The organism is Nocardioides aquaticus (assembly GCF_018459925.1).
Lineage (GTDB): Bacteria > Actinomycetota > Actinomycetes > Propionibacteriales > Nocardioidaceae > Nocardioides > Nocardioides aquaticus.
This window is the reverse complement of sequence record NZ_CP075371.1, coordinates 324,257-341,322: the sequence shown is the minus strand read 5'-3', so window position 1 is coordinate 341,322 and position 17,066 is coordinate 324,257. Positions and strand designations below refer to the sequence as shown.

Here is a 17,066-nt window from a genome sequence, read left to right as displayed (position 1 = left end):
TGCCGGTCGACGACTCAGAAGTCGAAGTCGTCGATGTTCGACTCGTCGAAGACGGTCGGGTCGCCGAGCACGACGACGCCGTCGGCGCCGACCTCGTAGTCGCCCAGGTCGCCGGCGCTGAAGGAGTCGCCCTCCTCGCCGGTGATCTCCTCCGAGACCAGGGCGTCGGCGGCGTACGCGGCGAGGTAGCCGAGCTCCTCGGGGTTCCACAGCGCGAAGGACTGCACGGTGCCGTCCTCGACGTACTCACGCATCTGGTTGGGCGTGCCGAGACCGGTCAGCGCGACCTCCCCCTGGGCGTCCGAGGTGGACAGGTAGCGGGCCGCGGCGGCGATGCCGACCGTGGTCGGGCTGATGATGCCGGCCAGGTCGGGGTAGGACTGGAGCAGCGCCGCGGTCTGGTCGAAGGAGGTCTGGTCGTCGTCGTTGCCGTAGACCACGTCGACGATCTCGATGTCGGGGTACTCCGAGGCGGCGTACTCCTGCATGAGCTCGATCCAGGTGTTCTGGTTGGTGGCGTTGGCGGCCGCGGAGAGGATCGCGACCTCGCCCGCCCCGCCGATCTGCTCGGCGATCAGGTCGACCTGCGAGGTGGCGATGCCCTCGGCGTCGGCCTGGCTGATGAACAGGTCGCGGCACTCGGGGTCGGTGTCGGAGTCGAAGGTGACGACCTTGGTGCCGGCGCTGCTGGCCTCCTCGAGGGCGTCGCAGATGGCGGTCGGGTCGTTGGCGGAGACCACCAGGCTGTCGACGCCCTGCTGGGCGGCGGTGTTGATGAACGGCACCTGGGCGTCCGGCGTGGCGGTGTCGGGACCGACGATCTCGAAGCTGCCGCCGAACTCCTCCGACGCTCTGGTCGCACCGGTCGCGCTCGCGTCGAAGTAGGGGTTGCCGAGGTTCTTGGGCAGCATCGTCACGCCGGCGCCGGCGCTCTCGCCGCCCCCGCCCTCGCCGCCCGAGCCTCCGTCGTCGCCGCCGCAGGCGGTCAGGGACAGGGCGGTCACCAGGGTCATCGCGGCCAGGGCCGGGACGCGTCGGTTGCTGAGCTTCATCGGTGGTGCCTTTCGTCGGGTGGTGCGTGCGGGAGGTGGTGCGGGTCGCGCGGGGTGGTGCAGGTGCGGGTGCGGGTGGTGCGGGTCGGTCAGGTCGCCCGGGTGCTGCGGCGGGTGCGCCGGGCCCGGAGCCGTCCCGAGACCCAGGCCAGCGCGCTGGTGGAGATGACCGAGGCGATGAGCAGGACCCCGATCACGATGTTGATCACGTTGACCGTGTAGCCCTCCAGGCGCATGGCACTGGAGACGACGCCGATCAGGACCACGCCGGCGACGACGCCGTGCAGGGCGCCGCGGCCGCCGAAGATGGACACGCCCCGAGCAGGACGGCGGCGATCACCTGCAGCTCCAGGCCGGTGGCGTTGTCGCCGCGCGCCGAGCCGTACCGCAGGGTGAAGTAGATGCCGGCGAAGGCCGAGACCGCGCCGGCCAGGACGAACAGCCAGAACTTGGTGCGGGCCACGTCGACGCCGGTGAACCGGGCCGCCTCGTCGTTGAGCCCCGTCTCGTAGACGCCGCGGCCGAAGCCGGAGAAGTGCAGCAGCCAGACGAACAGCCCGAGCAGGACCAGGAACGGCAGGACGACCCAGGGGATGCTGCCGCCCTCGACGATGCGCAGGGTGGCCAGGTCGGTCCACTTCTCGGGGAAGTCGGTGACCGCGGTCGTGCCGAGCAGGCCGACCGCGATCCCGCGGTAGAGCGCCAGCGTGCCGATGGTCACCGCCAGCGACGGCAGCCCGACGTAGGAGACCAGGAAGCCGTTCAGGGCGCCGCAGAGCGCGCCCACCACGATCGCGACGAGGCCGGCGACCGGGATCGACAGGCCCGCGTCCTGGTGCAGGACGCCGACCAGCACCGACGACAGCCCGACCACGCTGGCCACCGACAGGTCGATCTCGCCGGTGATGATGACCATCGTCATCGGCAGCGCGATCAGCAGGATCGGGATGATGTCGAGCAGCAGGTAGTAGAGCGTCAGCGGCCCGTCGAAGTTGGGGACCTCGGCGACCGAGTAGAACCACACGACGCCGAGCAGCGCGATGATCGCGAACTCGCGGGTCAGCAGGGCGCGCTGCCACAGCGGGCGGGAGTAGGCCGGGTAGGTCCGCGCGGGGGCCTGCGCGGGCGTACGGGAGAGCGTGGCGCTCATGCGTGGGCCTTCCGCGAGGAGGAGGACGAGGCCGGCGGGGTGCCCGGCGGTGGTGGGGCGTCGAGGCGTACGGACGTCTGCTCGGCGACGAGCCGGCGCTCCTGGCGCCGGGCCAGGACCCGGTCGAGCACGATCGCGGCGAGGATCAGCGCGCCGACCACGGCCTGCTGCCAGAAGTCCGAGATCCCGACGACCGGCAGGGCCCGGTTGATCGTGACCAGGAGGAAGGCGCCGATCGCGGCGCCCCAGACCGTGCCGGAGCCACCGAAGATGGCGACCCCGCCGATCACCGCCGCACCGACGGCCTGGAGCTCGATGCTGAGCCCGGCGCCGCTGCTGACCGTGCCGTAGCGGGCGGCGTAGACGACGCCGGCCAGCCCGGCCAGCGCGCCGCTGACGACGAACGCGGTCAGCACGCGGCGGGTGACGGGCAGGCCGTAGAGCCGGGCGGCATCGGGGTCGGAGCCGATCGCGTAGAGCTCGCGGCCGCTGCGGGTGGTGCGCAGGTGGTGGCCCACGACGACCAGCACCACGACGGCCAGGACGGTCAGCAGCGGGATCCCGAGGACGCTGCTGGTGCCCAGGGACAGGAACGAGGACGGCATGTCGCTGGCGTTGATCCGGTCGCTGCCGGCCCAGGACAGGAAGATCCCGCGGTAGACGTAGAGCGTCCCCAGGGTGATCACCAGCGCGGGGACCTTGCCGAAGGCGACCAGCACGCCGTTGACCAGCCCCAGCAGGGCGCCCATGGCGATGCCGGCGAGGAACACGACGACCACCGGGATGCCGGGGTTGTCGGTGAAGAGCCGGCCGGTGAGGTAGGCGGTCAGGCCGAGCACCGAGCCGACCGACAGGTCGACGTTGCGGGTGATGATGACGACCGTCTGGCCGACGGCGAGGAGCAGCAGCAGCGACGGGGTGACCAGGAGGTTGCGCCACCCGTCGGAGCTGAGCAGGAACGAGTCTGAGTTCCAGGTGGCCAGGGCGACGACCAGCAGCAGGACCACGGCGACGGCGAGCTCGCGGGAGCGCAGCAGGCCGCCGACTCGGGAGGTGCTCACGCGGGCACCCCCGTCACGCCGGTCGCGGCCTCGGAGCGGGTGGCGGCACGCATGATGACCTCCGGGGTGGCGTCGTCGCGGTCGATCTCGGCGGTGATGCGCCCCTCGCAGACCACGAGGACGCGGTCGGCCATGCCGAGCACCTCGGGGAGCTCGGAGGAGATCATCACGATGGCCAGGCCGTCTCCGGCGAGCTGGGAGAGCAGCCGGTGGACCTCGGCCTTGGTGCCGACGTCGATGCCGCGGGTGGGCTCGTCGATGAAGAGAAGGCGGGGCTCGGTCGCGAGCCACTTGGCGATCACGACCTTCTGCTGGTTGCCGCCGCTCATGGTGGCGGCACGCATGTCGAGGGCGTTGGTCTTGACCTCGAGCCGGGCCGCCCACGGTCCGGCGGCGGCGTTCTCGGCGCGCGAGGTCAGGATGCCGCCGCGGCTCAGGCCGCGGCGGATGACACCGGCGACGTTGCGGGCCACGGTGCCCTCGGTGACCAGGCCCTGCTGGCGTCGGTCCTCGGGCACGAAGGCCACCCCGGCGCTGATCGCGGCGCGGGGGCTGCCGGCAGGCAGGTCGGACCCGCCGACGCGGACCGAACCGCGGTCGTAGGCGTCGACGCCGAAGACGGCCCGGGCGATCTCGCTGCGCCCGGCGCCGACCAGCCCGGCCAGGCCGACGATCTCGCCGGCGCGCACCGAGAAGGAGACGTCGGTGAAGACGCCGGCCCGGGTCAGGCCCTCCACCTCGAGCACGACGTCGCCGACCGGCGCCGAGGTCTTGGGGAAGAGCTCGCCGACCTCACGGCCGACCATCTGGGCGACGACCTCGTCGACGGTGGTCGTCGCGATCGGCTGCGTGGCCACGTAGGCCCCGTCTCGCATCACGGTGACCGTGTCGCAGAGCGAGAAGACCTCGTCGAAGCGGTGGGAGATGAAGACCAGGGCGCGGCCCTCGTCGCGCAGGCTGCGGGCGACGGTGAAGAGGCGCTCGACCTCGACGCCGCTCAGGGCGGCCGTCGGCTCGTCCATCACCAGCAGGGCGGCGTCCAAGGAGATGGCCTTGGCGATCTCGATGATCTGCTGGTCGGCGATCGACAGTCCGCGCGCGGGGCGGGCGGGGTCGATCGCGACGCCGAGCCGGGCGAAGAGTGCGCGGGCCTCCTCGCGCATGGCCTTCTGGTCGATGCGGCGTCCGCGACCCAGCGGCTGGCGACCCATGAAGAGGTTCTCGGTGACCGAGAGGTCCGGGAACAGCGTCGGCTCCTGGTAGATCACCGCGATGCCGGCCGCCTTGGAGTCCGCAGTCGAGCCGAAGTCGACGTCCTCGCCTTGAAAGCGGAAGGTGCCGCCGTCGCGACGGTGGACGCCTGCGACGACCTTGACCAGCGTCGACTTGCCGGCGCCGTTCTCCCCCACCAGGGCGTGGATCGAGCCGGGCTCCACGACCAGGGTGCCCGCCGCCAACGCGGTGACCGCGCCGAACGACTTGGTGACCTCGCGCAGCTCCAGCGTCGGGGAGGACGTCCCCGCGCTCGTGCTCGGCCCTGTGCTCATCGGTCCTCCGTGATTGAAAGGTTTCAACCTGTGGTCCCGGACACTAGGTGACTGCTGTCACAGGCGTCAAGAGGTGTGGCAGGATCCGCTGCGCAGGGCGTGCGAACGGGGTCGATCCTCCCGTCCCGTCACGTCCACAACGTTTCAACCGAGGAGGTCGGATGCCGCCGGACGGCACGGGCACGTCCCCGCTGCGGGCGCCCGGCGTGAAGGACGTCGCCTCCGCCGCCGGCGTCTCGCTGGGCACTGTCTCGAACGTGCTCAACCGGCCCGACCGGGTCTCGGCCGGCACCCGCTCCCGGGTGGAGCAGGCCATGGCCGACCTCGGCTTCGTCCGCAACGAGTCGGCCCGCCAGCTGCGGGCCGGCCGAAGCCGGGTCCTGGCCTACGTCGTGCTCGACGCCGGCAACCCGTTCTTCACCGACGTGGCCGGTGGTATCGAGGGCGCCGCCGAGGCCGCCGGCCTCGCGGTCTTCCTGTGCAACAGCGACCAGCGTGCAGCCCGGGAGCGCGACTACCTCGACCACCTCGAGCAGCAGCGGGTGCAGGGCATCCTGGTCACCCCCGTCGACCCGGACTCCCCGGTGCTGACCGAGGTCGCCTCCCGCGGCACCCCCGTCGTGGTCGTCGACCGCGTCCGCCACGACGACCGGCTCTGCTCGGTCGGCGTCGACGACCGGCACGGAGGACGGGTCGCGATCGAGCACCTCGTCGACCTCGGTCACCAGCGGGTCGCCTTCGTCGGTGGGCCGAGGGACCTCGGTCAGGTCCGCGACCGCCTGGCGGGCGCCCGCGAGGCGTGGGCCGCCGCCGGCCTGCCCGAGGCAGACCTCACCACCGTGGGCACCTCGGCGCTGACCGTCGCCGAGGGCCGGGCCGCGGGCGACCGGCTGGCCGGCGTACCCCGCTCCCGGCGACCCACCGCGGCGTTCTGCGCCAACGACCTGCTCGCGCTCGGGCTCCTGCAGCAGGCCATCGCCGGGGGTCACCGGGTGCCCGAGGAGCTGGCGATCGTGGGTTACGACGACATCGAGTTCGCCGCGGCGGCGGCCGTCCCGCTCACCTCGGTGCGGCAGCCGCGCCGCGAGCTCGGCCGCACCGCCACCGACCTGCTGCTGGCCGAGACGACCGAGACCGACCACGTCCACCGGCAGGTGCTGTTCACCCCCGAGCTGGTCGCCCGGACCTCGACGCTCGGCTGACGCGCCGGGGCCGGGCTGGCCCACGGCGCGGGACGTCATGCGTTCCGGGCAAACGTGTCCCCCGTCCGTCTGACGTCCCGCGCCACGCCCTCAGCCGCGCCTCAGCCGCGCCTCAGCCGCGCCGCCCCTCAGCCCCGTCGCCCGCCGAAGAACTCCGCCAGCAACGCCGACGACTCCCCCGCCAGCACCCCGGCGACCACCTCGGGGCGGTGGTTGAGGCGGCGGTCGCGGACGACGTCCCACAGCGAGCCGACCGCGCCGGCCTTCTCGTCCCACGCCCCCAGGACCACCCGGTCCACCCGGGCGAGCACCGCGGCGCCGGCGCACATCGTGCACGGCTCGAGGGTCACCACCAGGGTGCAGCCGTCGAGGCGCCACTCGCCCCGGGCCCGCGCGGCGGCCCGCAGCGCGACGACCTCGGCGTGCCCGGTCGGGTCGGCCTCGGCCTCGCGGACGTTGCGCCCGACGCCCACGACCACGCCGGCGGGGTCGACGACGACGGCGCCCACCGGCACGTCACCGGAGCGCAGCGCGGCGCGCGCCTCGTCCAGCGCGGCCCGCATCGCCGCGTCCCACGTTCCCGCCGGCGACCCGCCCACCGGCGGTCAGGCGTGGTCGGCCGGGGCCAGCCCGACGACGTCGTCGAAGTCGTCGCCGAACCCGATCTCCTCGGCCACCTCGGAGAGGATCTCCTCCGGGTAGAGGTCGAGGTCGGCGATCAGCGCGCCCAGGTCCTCGGCGCCCATGCCGAGGTCGGCCAGCAGCCCCAGGTCACCGGCGGGCACCTGGTCGTCGTCGTCCTCGGGCTCGGGCAGGCCGAGCAGGTCCAGCACGGAGGCCGCCAGGTCCCAGTCCTCGGCCGCGGTGGCGTCGGAGAGCAGCATCCGGACCCGTCCCTCGACGACGCGGGCCACCAGGAACCAGTCCTCGTCCACCGCGACCAGCGCGACCGAGTCCTCGCCCGGCAGCCGGCGCATCGCCGCGACCAGGGTCGGGGCGTCCAGGAGGTGGTCGAGCGTGAGCTCGTCGACGTCCCACTCACCGTCGACGTGGAAGGCGATCACGGCGAAGTCGACGGCGTCGAGCTGCTCGAGCGGTTCCTCGCTCATGGCAGGCCTCCGTCTGGGTGGGGGACGGCGACCGACGGGGGCGCCGCGACCAGCGTCGCAGGTCCGGACGCGAGGACCAAGAGGGGCGTACGTCCGCCGTGACCCGCCGGTGCCGACCACTAGGCTCCGTCGCATGCGCACCCAGGTCGTGGACCACCCGCTCGTCGCCCACAAGCTCACCGTGCTGCGCGACGCCGGCACCGACTCGCCCACCTTCCGCCGCCTCGCCGACGAGCTCGTGACGCTGCTGGCCTACGAGGCCACCCGGTCGGTGCGCGTCGAGCCGCACGAGATCGTCACCCCGGTCGCGCCGACCACCGGCGTGCGCCTGGCCACGCCCAAGCCGATCGTGGTGCCGATCCTGCGCGCCGGGCTGGGGATGCTCGACGGGATGATGCGGCTGCTGCCGACCGCCGAGGTCGGCTTCCTCGGGATGGTGCGCAACGAGGAGACCCTCGAGGCGTCGACCTACGCCGAGCGGCTGCCCGACGACCTGTCCGGGCGCCAGTGCTACGTCCTGGACCCGATGCTGGCCACCGGCGGCACCCTGATCGCGGCGATCGAGTTCCTGACCAGCCGTGGGGCCGACGACATCACCGTGATCTGCCTGCTCGCCGCGCCCGAGGGCTGCGCCAAGCTTGAGGCCGCCCTCGGCGACCACCCGGTCCCGGTCACCATCGTCACCGCCGCCATGGACGAGCGCCTCAACGAGCTCGGCTACATCGTCCCGGGCCTCGGCGACGCCGGCGACCGCCTCTACGGCGTCGCGGGCTGACCCACGGCCCCGGGCGGGCTCCCACCCAGGGGCAGCTCGGCGAGCACCTCGTGCCGCGGCCGGCCGCGGGGTCCCTCGCCGAGGTGGGAGGCCACCAGCGTGAGGTGCTCGTACGCCCCGACCGGGCCGCGGTAGCCGTCGAGCAGGCGGAGCCAGTCGTCGACCCGACCGGGCCGGTTGCGGCGGGCCAGGGTGAGGTGCGGGCGGAACCGCGCACCGTCGACCTCGGCGCCCGCGGTGGCCAGCGCCGTGCGGGCGCCGACCGCGAGCCGCCCCAGCACGGCCGCACCCCCACCGTCCAGCACCAGGCCGGCCCACACCACCTTCGCCCCGACGGGGTCCGGGAACGCGCCGCCGCCGGCGACGGCGCCCACCAGCGGCTCCGACCGCGCCGCCGCGGCCGCCAGCCGCTCCTCCGCCTCCTCGAGGCGCCAGTCGTCGACGTCCGCGGCGAACGCCAGCGTCACGTGCCACTGCTCGGGGTCGGTCCACCGCAGCCCGTCGGCCCGTCCGGCCTCCCACCGCGGGGCGAGGAAGTCCGCGAGGTCCTCACGCGCCGCGACCGGCGGCACCAGCGCCGCGAAGACCCTCACAGCCGGGTCCCCACGAGCGCACCGACCAGGTAGGTCACGACCATCGCCAGCACGCCGCCGGCGACGTTGCGCGCCACCGCCCGCCCCCGCGGACTGCTGGCGAGCGAGGCGCTGGCCCAGCCGGTCAGCGCCAGCGCCACGGCCACGGCGGCGACCGTCAGCGGCACCCGGGCCGGCTCGGGGGCCAGCAGGATCGTCAGCAGCGGGAGCAGCGCCCCGACGGTGAAGCTCACCATCGACGCGACCGCCGCCGCGACCGGGCTGGTCAGCGCGTCGGGGTCCAGCCCCAGCTCGACCTCGGCGTGCGCGGCGAGCGCGCCGTGCTCGGTCAGCTGCACCGCGACCTGCTCCGCCAGGTCCGGGTCGAGGCCCCGGGCGACGTAGAGACCGGCCAGCTCGGCCAGCTCCGCCGCGGGCTCCTCGGCCAGCTCCCGGCGCTCCTTCTCCAGCAGCGCCCGCTCGGAGTCGCGCTGCGTGGACACCGAGACGTACTCCCCCGCCGCCATGCTCGCCGCCCCGGCGACCAGGCCGGCCACGCCGGCGACCAGCAGGCTGGAGCGCGACGTCGTGGCCCCGGCCACACCGACCACGAGGCCCGCGGTCGACACGATCCCGTCGTTGGCGCCCAGCACGCCCGCCCGCACCCAGCTCAGCCGCTGCGCCAGGCCCGGCACGTGCGGCTCACCGGGGTGCGCGGGGAGGTCCGAGGAGGCCATGGGCCGAGGCTAGTGACCCGGCCGGTGACCCGGCCCCGCAGGACCGGGCGCGCGCGCCCAGGAAGGCACCCAGGGGTGGGAGTGGGCCTCCCCGCACTGTGGTTTGATCGATCCAACCGCGGGTCCTCGCGGGTCGCAGAGCTGAAGGACGTCACATGGAGACCTGGCCCGGAAACGCCTACCCCCTCGGGGCCACCTTCGACGGGAGCGGCACCACCTTCGCGCTCTTCAGCGAGGTCGCGGACCGGGTCGAGCTCTGCCTGTTCACCGACCCGGACGGCGGCGCGGACGGTGACGGCGCCCTCGTCGAGACCCGGGTCGAGCTGACCGAGGTCGACGCCCACGTGTGGCACGCCTACCTGCCCACGATCCAGCCCGGCCAGCGCTACGGCTACCGCGTCCACGGCCCGTGGGACCCCGCGCAGGGGCTGCGCTGCAACCCGAACAAGCTCCTGCTCGACCCGTACGCCAAGGCCACCCACGGCGAGATCGACTGGGACCAGAGCCTGTTCTCCTACACCTTCGGCGACGAGGACTCCCGCAACGACGAGGACTCCGCGGCCCACATGACCCTCGGCGTCGTGATCAACCCGTTCTTCGACTGGGAGGGCGACCGCGCACCGGGCATCGCCTACAACGACACCGTCGTCTACGAGGGCCACGTCAAGGGCCTGACCCAGCTGCACCCGGACGTCCCCGAGGAGCTCCGCGGGACCTACGCCGGGCTCGCGCACCCCGCCGTCACCGAGCACCTCACCAAGCTCGGCATCACCGCCCTCGAGCTGATGCCGGTGCACCAGTTCGTCCAGGACAGCACCCTGCTCGACCAGGGGCTGCGCAACTACTGGGGCTACAACACCCTCGCCTTCCTGGCCCCGCACGCCGACTACTCCTCCTCGGCGCGCGACGAGCTCGGCCGCGGCCAGCAGGTCCAGGAGTTCAAGGCCATGGTCAAGGCCATGCACACCGCCGGCATCGAGGTCATCCTCGACGTGGTCTACAACCACACCGCCGAGGGCAACCACATGGGCCCGACGCTGAGCTTCCGCGGGATCGACAACCAGGCCTACTACCGCCTCGTCGAGGACGACGAGAAGTTCTACATGGACTACACCGGGACCGGCAACAGCCTCAACGTGCGCCACCCGCACTCCCTGCAGCTGCTGATGGACTCGCTGCGCTACTGGGTCACCGAGATGCACGTCGACGGCTTCCGCTTCGACCTCGCCTCCACCCTGGCCCGCGAGTTCTACGAGGTCGACCGCCTCGCCACCTTCTTCGAGCTCGTCCAGCAGGACCCGGTGGTCAGCCAGGTCAAGCTGATCGCCGAGCCCTGGGACGTCGGCCCCGGCGGCTACCAGGTCGGCGGGTTCCCCCCGCAGTGGTCGGAGTGGAACGGCGCGTACCGCGACACCGTGCGCGACTTCTGGCGCGGCGAGCCCAGCCTGGGCGAGTTCGCCAGCCGGCTCGCCGGCTCCTCCGACCTCTACGAGCAGTCGGGACGCCGCCCGTTCGCCTCGATCAACTTCGTCACCGCCCACGACGGCTTCACCCTGCGCGACCTCGTGTCCTACAACGAGAAGCACAACGAGGCCAACGGCGAGGACAACAACGACGGGGAGAGCCACAACCGCTCCTGGAACCACGGGGTCGAGGGCCCCACCGACGACGAGGACGTGCTGCGCCTGCGCGCCCGCGCCCAGCGCAACTTCATCACCACCCTGATGCTCAGCCAGGGCGTGCCCATGCTGCTGCACGGCGACGAGGCCGGGCGCAGCCAGGGCGGCAACAACAACACTTACGCCCAGGACTCCGAGATCGCCTGGATGCACTGGGACCGTCTCGACAAGCCCCTGGTCGAGTTCACCGCGGCCGTCGCGCGGCTGCGCGCCGAGCACCCGACCTTCCGCCGCAAGCGCTTCTTCACCGGCACCACCGTGCGCACCGACCCCGACGACCCCACCGGCGAGCGCCTCAACGACATCGTCTGGCTCGGCCCCGACGGCGAGCCGATGCCCGACGACGCCTGGGACGGCGACGGCCGCACGCTCGGCATGTACCTCAACGGCCACGGCATCCGCGGCCGCGACGCCCGCGGCCAGGTCATCGAGGACGACCACTTCCTGCTCTACTTCAACGCCCACCACGAGGACGTCGAGCTCACGCTCCCGCCCGACGAGTACGCCGGCCGTTGGCACGCCGTGATCGACACCAACGGCACCGCCGCCGAGCGCGACACCCTCACCGCCGGCGACACCGTGACCGTCTGCTCGCGCAGCGTGCTGGTGCTGCAGGAGTGGGAGCAGCCCGAGGCCGCCCCCGACGACACCGTGGACGCCTCGATCGCGGCGTACGCCTCGACGCAGGCGCCGGAGGCCGCCCAGGACCAGTCCGGGCCCGACCAGGACCACCAGCAGGGAGAGGACTCCTGACATGACCGCCCGCGTGCCCGCCTCGACCTACCGCGTCCAGGTCAGCGCCGAGCAGGACCTGCTCGAGGTCGCCGGCCTGCTCGACTACCTGCACGACCTCGGCGCGGACTGGGTTTACCTGTCGCCGCTGCTGACCGCCGAGCCCGGCAGCGACCACGGCTACGACGTCGTCGACCACGACCACGTCGACCCCGCACGGGGCGGCACGGCCGGGCTCGCCGCGGTCTCGGAGCGGGCCCGCGAGCTGGGGATGGGCGTGCTGGTCGACGTGGTGCCCAACCACGTCGGCGTGGCCACGCCGGTGCAGAACGGGTGGTGGTGGGACCTCCTCACGCACGGGCGCGAGTCGGCGTACGCCGCCGCGTTCGACGTCGACTGGGACGCCGGCGACGGGCGCGTCCGGATCCCGGTCGTCGGCGACGACGACCAGGCCTTCGACGCCGCCCACCCCGCCGACGCGCCCGCTCCCGGCACGCCCGAGGCCCGGGTGGGCCACCTCGCCCTGGTCGCCGGCGACCTCGGACAGCTGACGCTGCGCTACCACGACCACGTCCTGCCGGTCGCGCCCGGCACGGCCCAGCCCGGCGACGACGCCGACGAGGTGCACGCCCGGCAGGCGTACCAGCTGGTCAACTGGCGGGTGGCCGACGCCGGCCTGAACTACCGCCGCTTCTTCGCCGTGAACACGCTCGCCGGCATCCGCGTCGAGCTGCCGGCGGTGCGCGACGAGAGCCACCAGGAGATCCGCCGCTGGTTCGACGAGGGCCTCGTCGACGGTCTGCGCGTGGACCACCCCGACGGCCTGCGCGACCCGCGCGGCTACCTCGACGACCTGGCCGGGATCACCGGCGGCGCCTACGTGCTGGTCGAGAAGATCCTCGAGCCCGGCGAGGAGCTGCCCACCGACTGGGCCACCGCCGGCACCACGGGGTACGACGCGATGGCCCACGTCGACCGCGTCCTGGTCGACCCGGCCGGCGAGGTCCCGCTGAGCGCGCTCGACGCCCGGCTCCGCGGCCGGGAGTCCGCCGGCGACGACGGCGCGGCCACCTGGCACTCCCTGGTGCACGGCACCAAGCGCACCGTGGCCGACACGATCCTGCACAGCGAGGTCCGCCGGATCGTGCGCGACCTGCGCCGCGAGCGGCCCGACGTGGTCGACGCGCTCGGCGACGACGCCGCCGTCGACGCCGTGTCCGAGGTGCTGGCCTGCTTCGGCGTCTACCGCTCCTACCTGAGCCCCGAGGACCCCGACGCCGGTCGCGAGCACCTCGACGCGGCCCTGGCCGACGCCCGGGGTCACCGCCCCGACCTGGCGGCCACGCTCGACGCCCTCGCCGGCCCGCTCGGCGACCCCGCCCTCGACGCCACCCGACGCCTGCAGCAGACCAGCGGCATGGTGATGGCCAAGGGCGTCGAGGACTGCGCCTTCTACCGCTGGTCCCCGCTGACCTCGCTGACCGAGGTCGGCGGCGACCCCAGCGTCTTCTCCCTCGGCGTCACGGGTTTCCACGAGGAGATGGCGCGCCGCCAGGCCGAGCGGCCCCACGCGATGACCGCCGGCTCGACCCACGACACCAAGCGCGGCGAGGACGTCCGGGCCCGGATCTCCGTCCTGGCCGAGGTGCCCGACGCGTGGGAGGCCGCCCTGGCCCGCCTGCTCGACCTAGCCCCCCTGCCCGACCCCGGCTTCGGCAACCTGCTCTGGCAGGCCGTCGTCGGCGCCTGGCCGGCCACCGCCCCCGACCGGTCCCTGCCCGACGACCTGCGCTCCCGGCTGCACGGCTACGCCGAGAAGGCGATGCGCGAGGCCGGCGACCGCACCACGTGGACCGCGCAGGACCCCGCGTACGAGGACGCGGTGCACGCCGCCGTGGACGCCGCGATCGACCGGCCCGAGGTGCGCGAGTTGATCACCGACCTCGTGGAGCGCCTGGCCGGCCCGGGCTGGAGCAACGCCTTGTCGGCCAAGCTGCTCAGCCTCACGGTGCCCGGCGTCCCCGACGTCTACCAGGGCAGCGAGCTGTGGGAGCAGAGCCTGGTCGACCCCGACAACCGGCGCCCGGTCGACTTCGCGATGCGCACCCGGGCCCTGGCCGCGCTGCCCGACGACTCGGCCCTCGTCGGGTCGCCCGACGACGACGGGATGGCCAAGCTGCGCCTGGTCGCCGCGACGCTGCGCCTGCGCCGCGACCGCCCCGAGCTGTTCACCGGCTACGCCCCGGTCACCGCCTCCGGGCCGGCGACCGACCACGTCGTGGCCCTGGACCGCGGTGGCGTGGTCGCCGTGGCCACCCGGCTCCCGGTCGGCCTGGCCGCCCGCGGCGGGTGGGGCGACACCCGGCTCGACCTGCCCTCCGCCGGTGACGGCGCCCGCTGGCGCGACGTGCTGACCGACCGCGAGGTCGGCGACGACCTCGCCGGGATCCTCGCGACCTACCCGGTCGCCCTGCTGGTCCGGGAGGGCTGATGACGAGCACCACCCCCGCGCACGGCCCGTACGACGTCTGGGCTCCGGCCGCGACCCGGATGCGGCTGCTGTGCGGCGACGACGCCGGCGGCAGCGTCGTCGAGATGCGACCGGCCGAGGGCGGCTGGTGGACCCCGGCGGGCCCGCTGCCCCCGGCGGCCGACCACGACGACGTCGACTACGGCTACCTCGTCGACGACTCCGACGACCCCCGCCCCGACCCGCGCTCGCGGCGCCAGCCCGGCGGCGTGCACGAGCTGTCGCGCTCCTACGACCCGTCGACGTTCCCCTGGACCGACCAGGCGTGGACCGGTCGGCAGCTCGCCGGTGCGGTCGTCTACGAGCTGCACGTCGGCACCTTCACGCCCGAGGGGACCCTCGACGCGGCGCTGGGCCGCCTGGACCACCTCCGCTCCATCGGCGTCGACCTCGTGGAGCTGCTCCCGGTCAACGCCTTCGACGGCACCCACAACTGGGGCTACGACGGCGTCGACTGGTTCGCGGTGGACGAGACCTACGGCGGCCCGGAGGCCTACCAGCGCTTCGTCGACGGCTGCCACGCCGCCGGCCTCGGCGTCGTGCAGGACGTCGTCTACAACCACCTCGGGCCGGGCGGCAACTACCTGCCGCTGTTCGGTCCGTACCTCGGGTCGGGCGCCAACACCTGGGGCGACACGGTCAACCTCGACGGGGCCGGCTCCGAGGAGGTGCGCCGCTACGTCCTGGACAACGTGCGGATGTGGTTCCTCGACCACCACGTCGACGCCCTGCGCCTCGACGCCGTGCACGCCCTGGCGGACTCCTCCGCGGTGCACCTGTTGGAGGAGATGGCCACCGAGGTCGCGGCCCTCTCGGCCCATCTCGGGCGGCCGCTGACGTTGATCGCGGAGTCCGACCTCAACGACACCCGGATGGTCACCCCCCGCGAGGGCGGCGGGTACGGCCTCGACGCGCAGTGGAGCGACGACTACCACCACGCCGTGCACGTCGCGCTGACCGGCGAGACCAGCGGCTACTACGCCGACTTCGCCCCGCTCTCGGCCCTGGCCAAGGTCTGCGAGAAGGGCTTCTTCCACGACGGCACCTTCTCCTCCTTCCGCAAGGCCGACCACGGCCGGCCGGTCGACACCGACCACATGCCGACCTGGCGCCTCGTGGTGTGCAACAGCAACCACGACCAGGTCGGCAACCGCGCCGCGGGCGACCGGCTCTCCGACCGGCTCGACGACGACCAGCTGGTCTGCGCGGCGCTGCTCACCCTGGCCGGGCCGTTCACGCCGATGCTGTTCCAGGGCGAGGAGTGGGCGGCGAGCGCACCGTTCCAGTTCTTCACCAGCCACACCGACCCCGCGCTCGGCCGGGCCACGGCCGAGGGCCGCACCCGGGAGTTCGCCGAGATGGGCTGGGACCCCGACCTGGTGCCGGACCCCCAGGACCCGGAGACGTTCCGGCGCTCGAAGCTGGACTGGGACGAGCTCGGCACGGGACGGCACGCGGTCGTGCTCGAGGCCTACCGCGCCCTGGCCCGGCTGCGCCGCGAGCGCCCCGAGCTGACCGACCCGTCCTTCGCCTCCGTCGCGGCGTCCGCCGACGAGGCCACCGGCGTCTTCACGCTGCGCCGCACCCCGACCGGGGGCCGGGCGGCGCTCGGGAACCCCGCCGGGTCGCTGCTGGTGGTCAACACCGGCGACGCCGAGGCGCTCGTCGAGGTGGGCGCGGTCGGCGCCGGCGGCGTACTCTTCGAAGGCCCTGCCGGTGTCGAGCTGGCCGGGACCACGCTGCGGGTGCCCCCGCACGCGGGGGCACTGGTGGACCTGGGGTAGCACCCGGGCGGGAACGGGCCGGAGGGTCTGTCGTGGCGACGATGCTGGTCTTCGGCGCGGTCGTGGCGGGGCGGTTCTTCCTGCCGCTGCTGATCCCGCGCTACCCGCTGCCGGCGATCGTGGCCTGCCTGGTCCTCGACGGCGTCGACCAGACGATCTTCCAGGTCTTCGGCTACGACCCGCCCGGTTACCAGTCCTACGACAAGGCGATGGACGTCTTCTACCTCACCATCGCCTACCTGGCGATGATGCGGAACTGGTCGAACCTCGGCGCCTTCCGGGTCGGCCAGGCGCTGTTCTTCTACCGCCTGGTCGGCGTGGTCGCCTTCGAGCTGACCGGTGCGCGGGCGCTGCTGCTGCTCTTCCCGAACACGTTCGAGTACTTCTTCATCGCCTACGAGGCGCTGCGCTCGCGCTGGTCGCCGATGGCCTTCGTGCTGTCGACCTGGATCGCCGTCGCCGCCGCGATCTGGGTCGTGGTCAAGCTGCCGCAGGAGTACTGGATCCACGTCGCGCAGCTCGACCTGACCGACCTGCTCACCGAGCAGGCCTGGGCACCGCCGCTGCTGCTGGCCGTCCTGCTCGCCGTCGCCGGCCTCGTCCGGTACGCCCTGCTGCCCCGGCTCGGACCGCCGGCGCGGGCGGACTGGGCGTTGCGTGCCGAGCCGCTGCCGACGGCGATCGACGACCCCGAGGAGCAGGCGGCCTGGCGGGCCAGCAGGGGCGCGCTGCGCAGCTGGGTGACGGTGGAGAAGGTGGTGATGATCGGCCTGCTGACGGTGATCTTCGGCCAGATGCTGCCCGGGGTCAGCACCTCCAGCCTGAACGTCTTCCTCGGCATCGGCGCCGTCGTGGTGGTCAACACCGCGCTCACCCTGGCCTCCTCGCGCGCCCGGCGCACGATCACCTCGATGGGCTGGGAGTTCGCGGCCCGGATGGTGACCAACGTCGTGCTGGTGGTCGTGGCCGAGTGGCTGCTGCGCATCGACGGTGGCGGCGTGGACGGGTCCTCGATGCTGTTCTTCCTGGTCATGGTCAGCCTGCTGAGCATGCTCCACGACCGCTGGCAGCCCGTCCTGGGCTGGCGCCAGGAGCAGGAGGAGCGGCGGACGCCGTCCCCCGCACCGGCCGGCTGA

The 17,066-nt window shown here is 73.5% G+C and carries 15 protein-coding genes; 6 read left to right on the top strand and 9 right to left on the bottom strand.

Features of this window, described 5'->3' with window-relative positions; genetic code table 11:
• Positions 1-14: 14 nt before the first annotated feature.
• From rhaS to ENKNEFLB_RS01655, 5 genes are all read right to left on the bottom strand, one after another.
• Positions 15-1,052 carry a rhamnose ABC transporter substrate-binding protein gene (rhaS, locus tag ENKNEFLB_RS01675; RefSeq protein WP_214057618.1) on the bottom strand — a complete coding sequence of 346 codons (1,038 nt, stop codon included), beginning with the start codon at positions 1,050-1,052 and terminating at the stop codon, positions 15-17.
• Positions 1,053-1,141: 89 nt separating this feature from the next.
• Positions 1,142-1,366 carry a hypothetical protein gene (locus tag ENKNEFLB_RS01670; RefSeq protein ID WP_214057617.1) on the bottom strand — a complete coding sequence of 75 codons (225 nt, stop codon included), beginning with the start codon at positions 1,364-1,366 and terminating at the stop codon, positions 1,142-1,144.
• Entirely contained in the window at positions 1,309-2,202 is an 894-nt protein-coding gene (locus tag ENKNEFLB_RS01665) for an ABC transporter permease (RefSeq protein WP_214057616.1), read from the bottom strand. Before ENKNEFLB_RS01665 ends, ENKNEFLB_RS01670 begins: the two co-directional genes overlap by 58 nt.
• Positions 2,199-3,263 carry an ABC transporter permease gene (locus tag ENKNEFLB_RS01660; protein ID WP_214057615.1) on the bottom strand — a complete coding sequence of 355 codons (1,065 nt, stop codon included), beginning with the start codon at positions 3,261-3,263 and terminating at the stop codon, positions 2,199-2,201. The genes ENKNEFLB_RS01665 and ENKNEFLB_RS01660 overlap by 4 nt, the downstream gene beginning before the upstream one ends.
• Positions 3,260-4,810: a sugar ABC transporter ATP-binding protein gene (locus tag ENKNEFLB_RS01655; RefSeq protein ID WP_214057614.1), complete on the bottom strand. Its 1,551-nt coding sequence runs from the start codon at positions 4,808-4,810 to the stop codon at positions 3,260-3,262. Before ENKNEFLB_RS01655 ends, ENKNEFLB_RS01660 begins: the two co-directional genes overlap by 4 nt.
• 161 nt (positions 4,811-4,971) lie before the next feature.
• Between ENKNEFLB_RS01655 and ENKNEFLB_RS01650 the strand changes: the two genes are divergently transcribed.
• A complete protein-coding gene (locus ENKNEFLB_RS01650) occupies positions 4,972-6,012 on the top strand; it encodes a LacI family DNA-binding transcriptional regulator (protein WP_214057613.1) in 1,041 nt (346 codons plus the stop codon).
• A 128-nt stretch (positions 6,013-6,140) separates the two neighbouring features.
• On the opposite strand, the gene ENKNEFLB_RS01645 is transcribed toward ENKNEFLB_RS01650, so the two are convergent.
• Together ENKNEFLB_RS01645 and ENKNEFLB_RS01640 are read right to left on the bottom strand one after the other, a co-directional pair.
• Positions 6,141-6,575 (bottom strand): nucleoside deaminase, encoded by a 435-nt coding sequence (locus ENKNEFLB_RS01645; protein WP_214057612.1) that lies wholly within the window; start codon positions 6,573-6,575, stop codon positions 6,141-6,143.
• A gap of 42 nt (positions 6,576-6,617) precedes the next feature.
• Positions 6,618-7,121, bottom strand: a complete 504-nt coding sequence (locus tag ENKNEFLB_RS01640; RefSeq protein WP_214057611.1) for a tRNA adenosine deaminase-associated protein — start codon at positions 7,119-7,121, stop codon at positions 6,618-6,620.
• Positions 7,122-7,254: 133 nt separating this feature from the next.
• Between ENKNEFLB_RS01640 and upp the strand changes: the two genes are divergently transcribed.
• Positions 7,255-7,896: a uracil phosphoribosyltransferase gene (gene upp / locus ENKNEFLB_RS01635; protein WP_214057610.1), complete on the top strand. Its 642-nt coding sequence runs from the start codon at positions 7,255-7,257 to the stop codon at positions 7,894-7,896.
• Here upp and thpR read toward each other — a convergent pair.
• Positions 7,878-8,489, bottom strand: coding sequence for an RNA 2',3'-cyclic phosphodiesterase (gene thpR, locus ENKNEFLB_RS01630; protein ID WP_214057609.1), 612 nt, complete (start codon positions 8,487-8,489; stop codon positions 7,878-7,880). The two genes, upp and thpR, sit on opposite strands and share 19 nt — an antisense overlap.
• A complete protein-coding gene (locus ENKNEFLB_RS01625; protein WP_214057608.1) occupies positions 8,486-9,205 on the bottom strand; it encodes a VIT1/CCC1 transporter family protein in 720 nt (239 codons plus the stop codon). Before ENKNEFLB_RS01625 ends, thpR begins: the two co-directional genes overlap by 4 nt.
• Before the next feature lie 155 nt (positions 9,206-9,360).
• On the opposite strand from ENKNEFLB_RS01625, the gene glgX reads away from it, so the two are divergent.
• The 4 genes from glgX to ENKNEFLB_RS01605 are packed head-to-tail and all read left to right on the top strand — an operon-like array spanning position 9,361 to position 17,066.
• Entirely contained in the window at positions 9,361-11,637 is a 2,277-nt protein-coding gene (gene glgX, locus ENKNEFLB_RS01620) for a glycogen debranching protein GlgX (protein WP_214057607.1), read from the top strand.
• 1 nt (position 11,638) lies between these two features.
• Entirely contained in the window at positions 11,639-14,107 is a 2,469-nt protein-coding gene (gene treY, locus ENKNEFLB_RS01615) for a malto-oligosyltrehalose synthase (protein WP_214057606.1), read from the top strand.
• Entirely contained in the window at positions 14,107-15,930 is a 1,824-nt protein-coding gene (treZ, locus tag ENKNEFLB_RS01610) for a malto-oligosyltrehalose trehalohydrolase (protein WP_214057605.1), read from the top strand. The genes treY and treZ overlap by 1 nt, the downstream gene beginning before the upstream one ends.
• A 32-nt stretch (positions 15,931-15,962) precedes the next feature.
• The gene (locus ENKNEFLB_RS01605) at positions 15,963-17,066 is read left to right on the top strand and encodes a hypothetical protein (RefSeq protein ID WP_214057604.1); all 1,104 of its coding nucleotides are present in this window, start codon (positions 15,963-15,965) and stop codon (positions 17,064-17,066) included.

Coding starts and splice junctions, on each gene's coding strand:
- rhaS (WP_214057618.1), bottom strand. CDS start 1,052: ATGAAGCTCAGCAACCGACGCGTCCCGGCCCTGGCCGCGATGACCCTG.
- ENKNEFLB_RS01665 (WP_214057616.1), bottom strand. CDS start 2,202: ATGAGCGCCACGCTCTCCCGTACGCCCGCGCAGGCCCCCGCGCGGACC.
- ENKNEFLB_RS01655 (WP_214057614.1), bottom strand. CDS start 4,810: ATGAGCACAGGGCCGAGCACGAGCGCGGGGACGTCCTCCCCGACGCTG.
- ENKNEFLB_RS01650 (WP_214057613.1), top strand. CDS start 4,972: ATGCCGCCGGACGGCACGGGCACGTCCCCGCTGCGGGCGCCCGGCGTG.
- ENKNEFLB_RS01645 (WP_214057612.1), bottom strand. CDS start 6,575: ATGCGGGCCGCGCTGGACGAGGCGCGCGCCGCGCTGCGCTCCGGTGAC.
- ENKNEFLB_RS01640 (WP_214057611.1), bottom strand. CDS start 7,121: ATGAGCGAGGAACCGCTCGAGCAGCTCGACGCCGTCGACTTCGCCGTG.
- upp (WP_214057610.1), top strand. CDS start 7,255: ATGCGCACCCAGGTCGTGGACCACCCGCTCGTCGCCCACAAGCTCACC.
- ENKNEFLB_RS01625 (WP_214057608.1), bottom strand. CDS start 9,205: ATGGCCTCCTCGGACCTCCCCGCGCACCCCGGTGAGCCGCACGTGCCG.
- glgX (WP_214057607.1), top strand. CDS start 9,361: ATGGAGACCTGGCCCGGAAACGCCTACCCCCTCGGGGCCACCTTCGAC.
- treY (WP_214057606.1), top strand. CDS start 11,639: ATGACCGCCCGCGTGCCCGCCTCGACCTACCGCGTCCAGGTCAGCGCC.
- treZ (WP_214057605.1), top strand. CDS start 14,107: ATGACGAGCACCACCCCCGCGCACGGCCCGTACGACGTCTGGGCTCCG.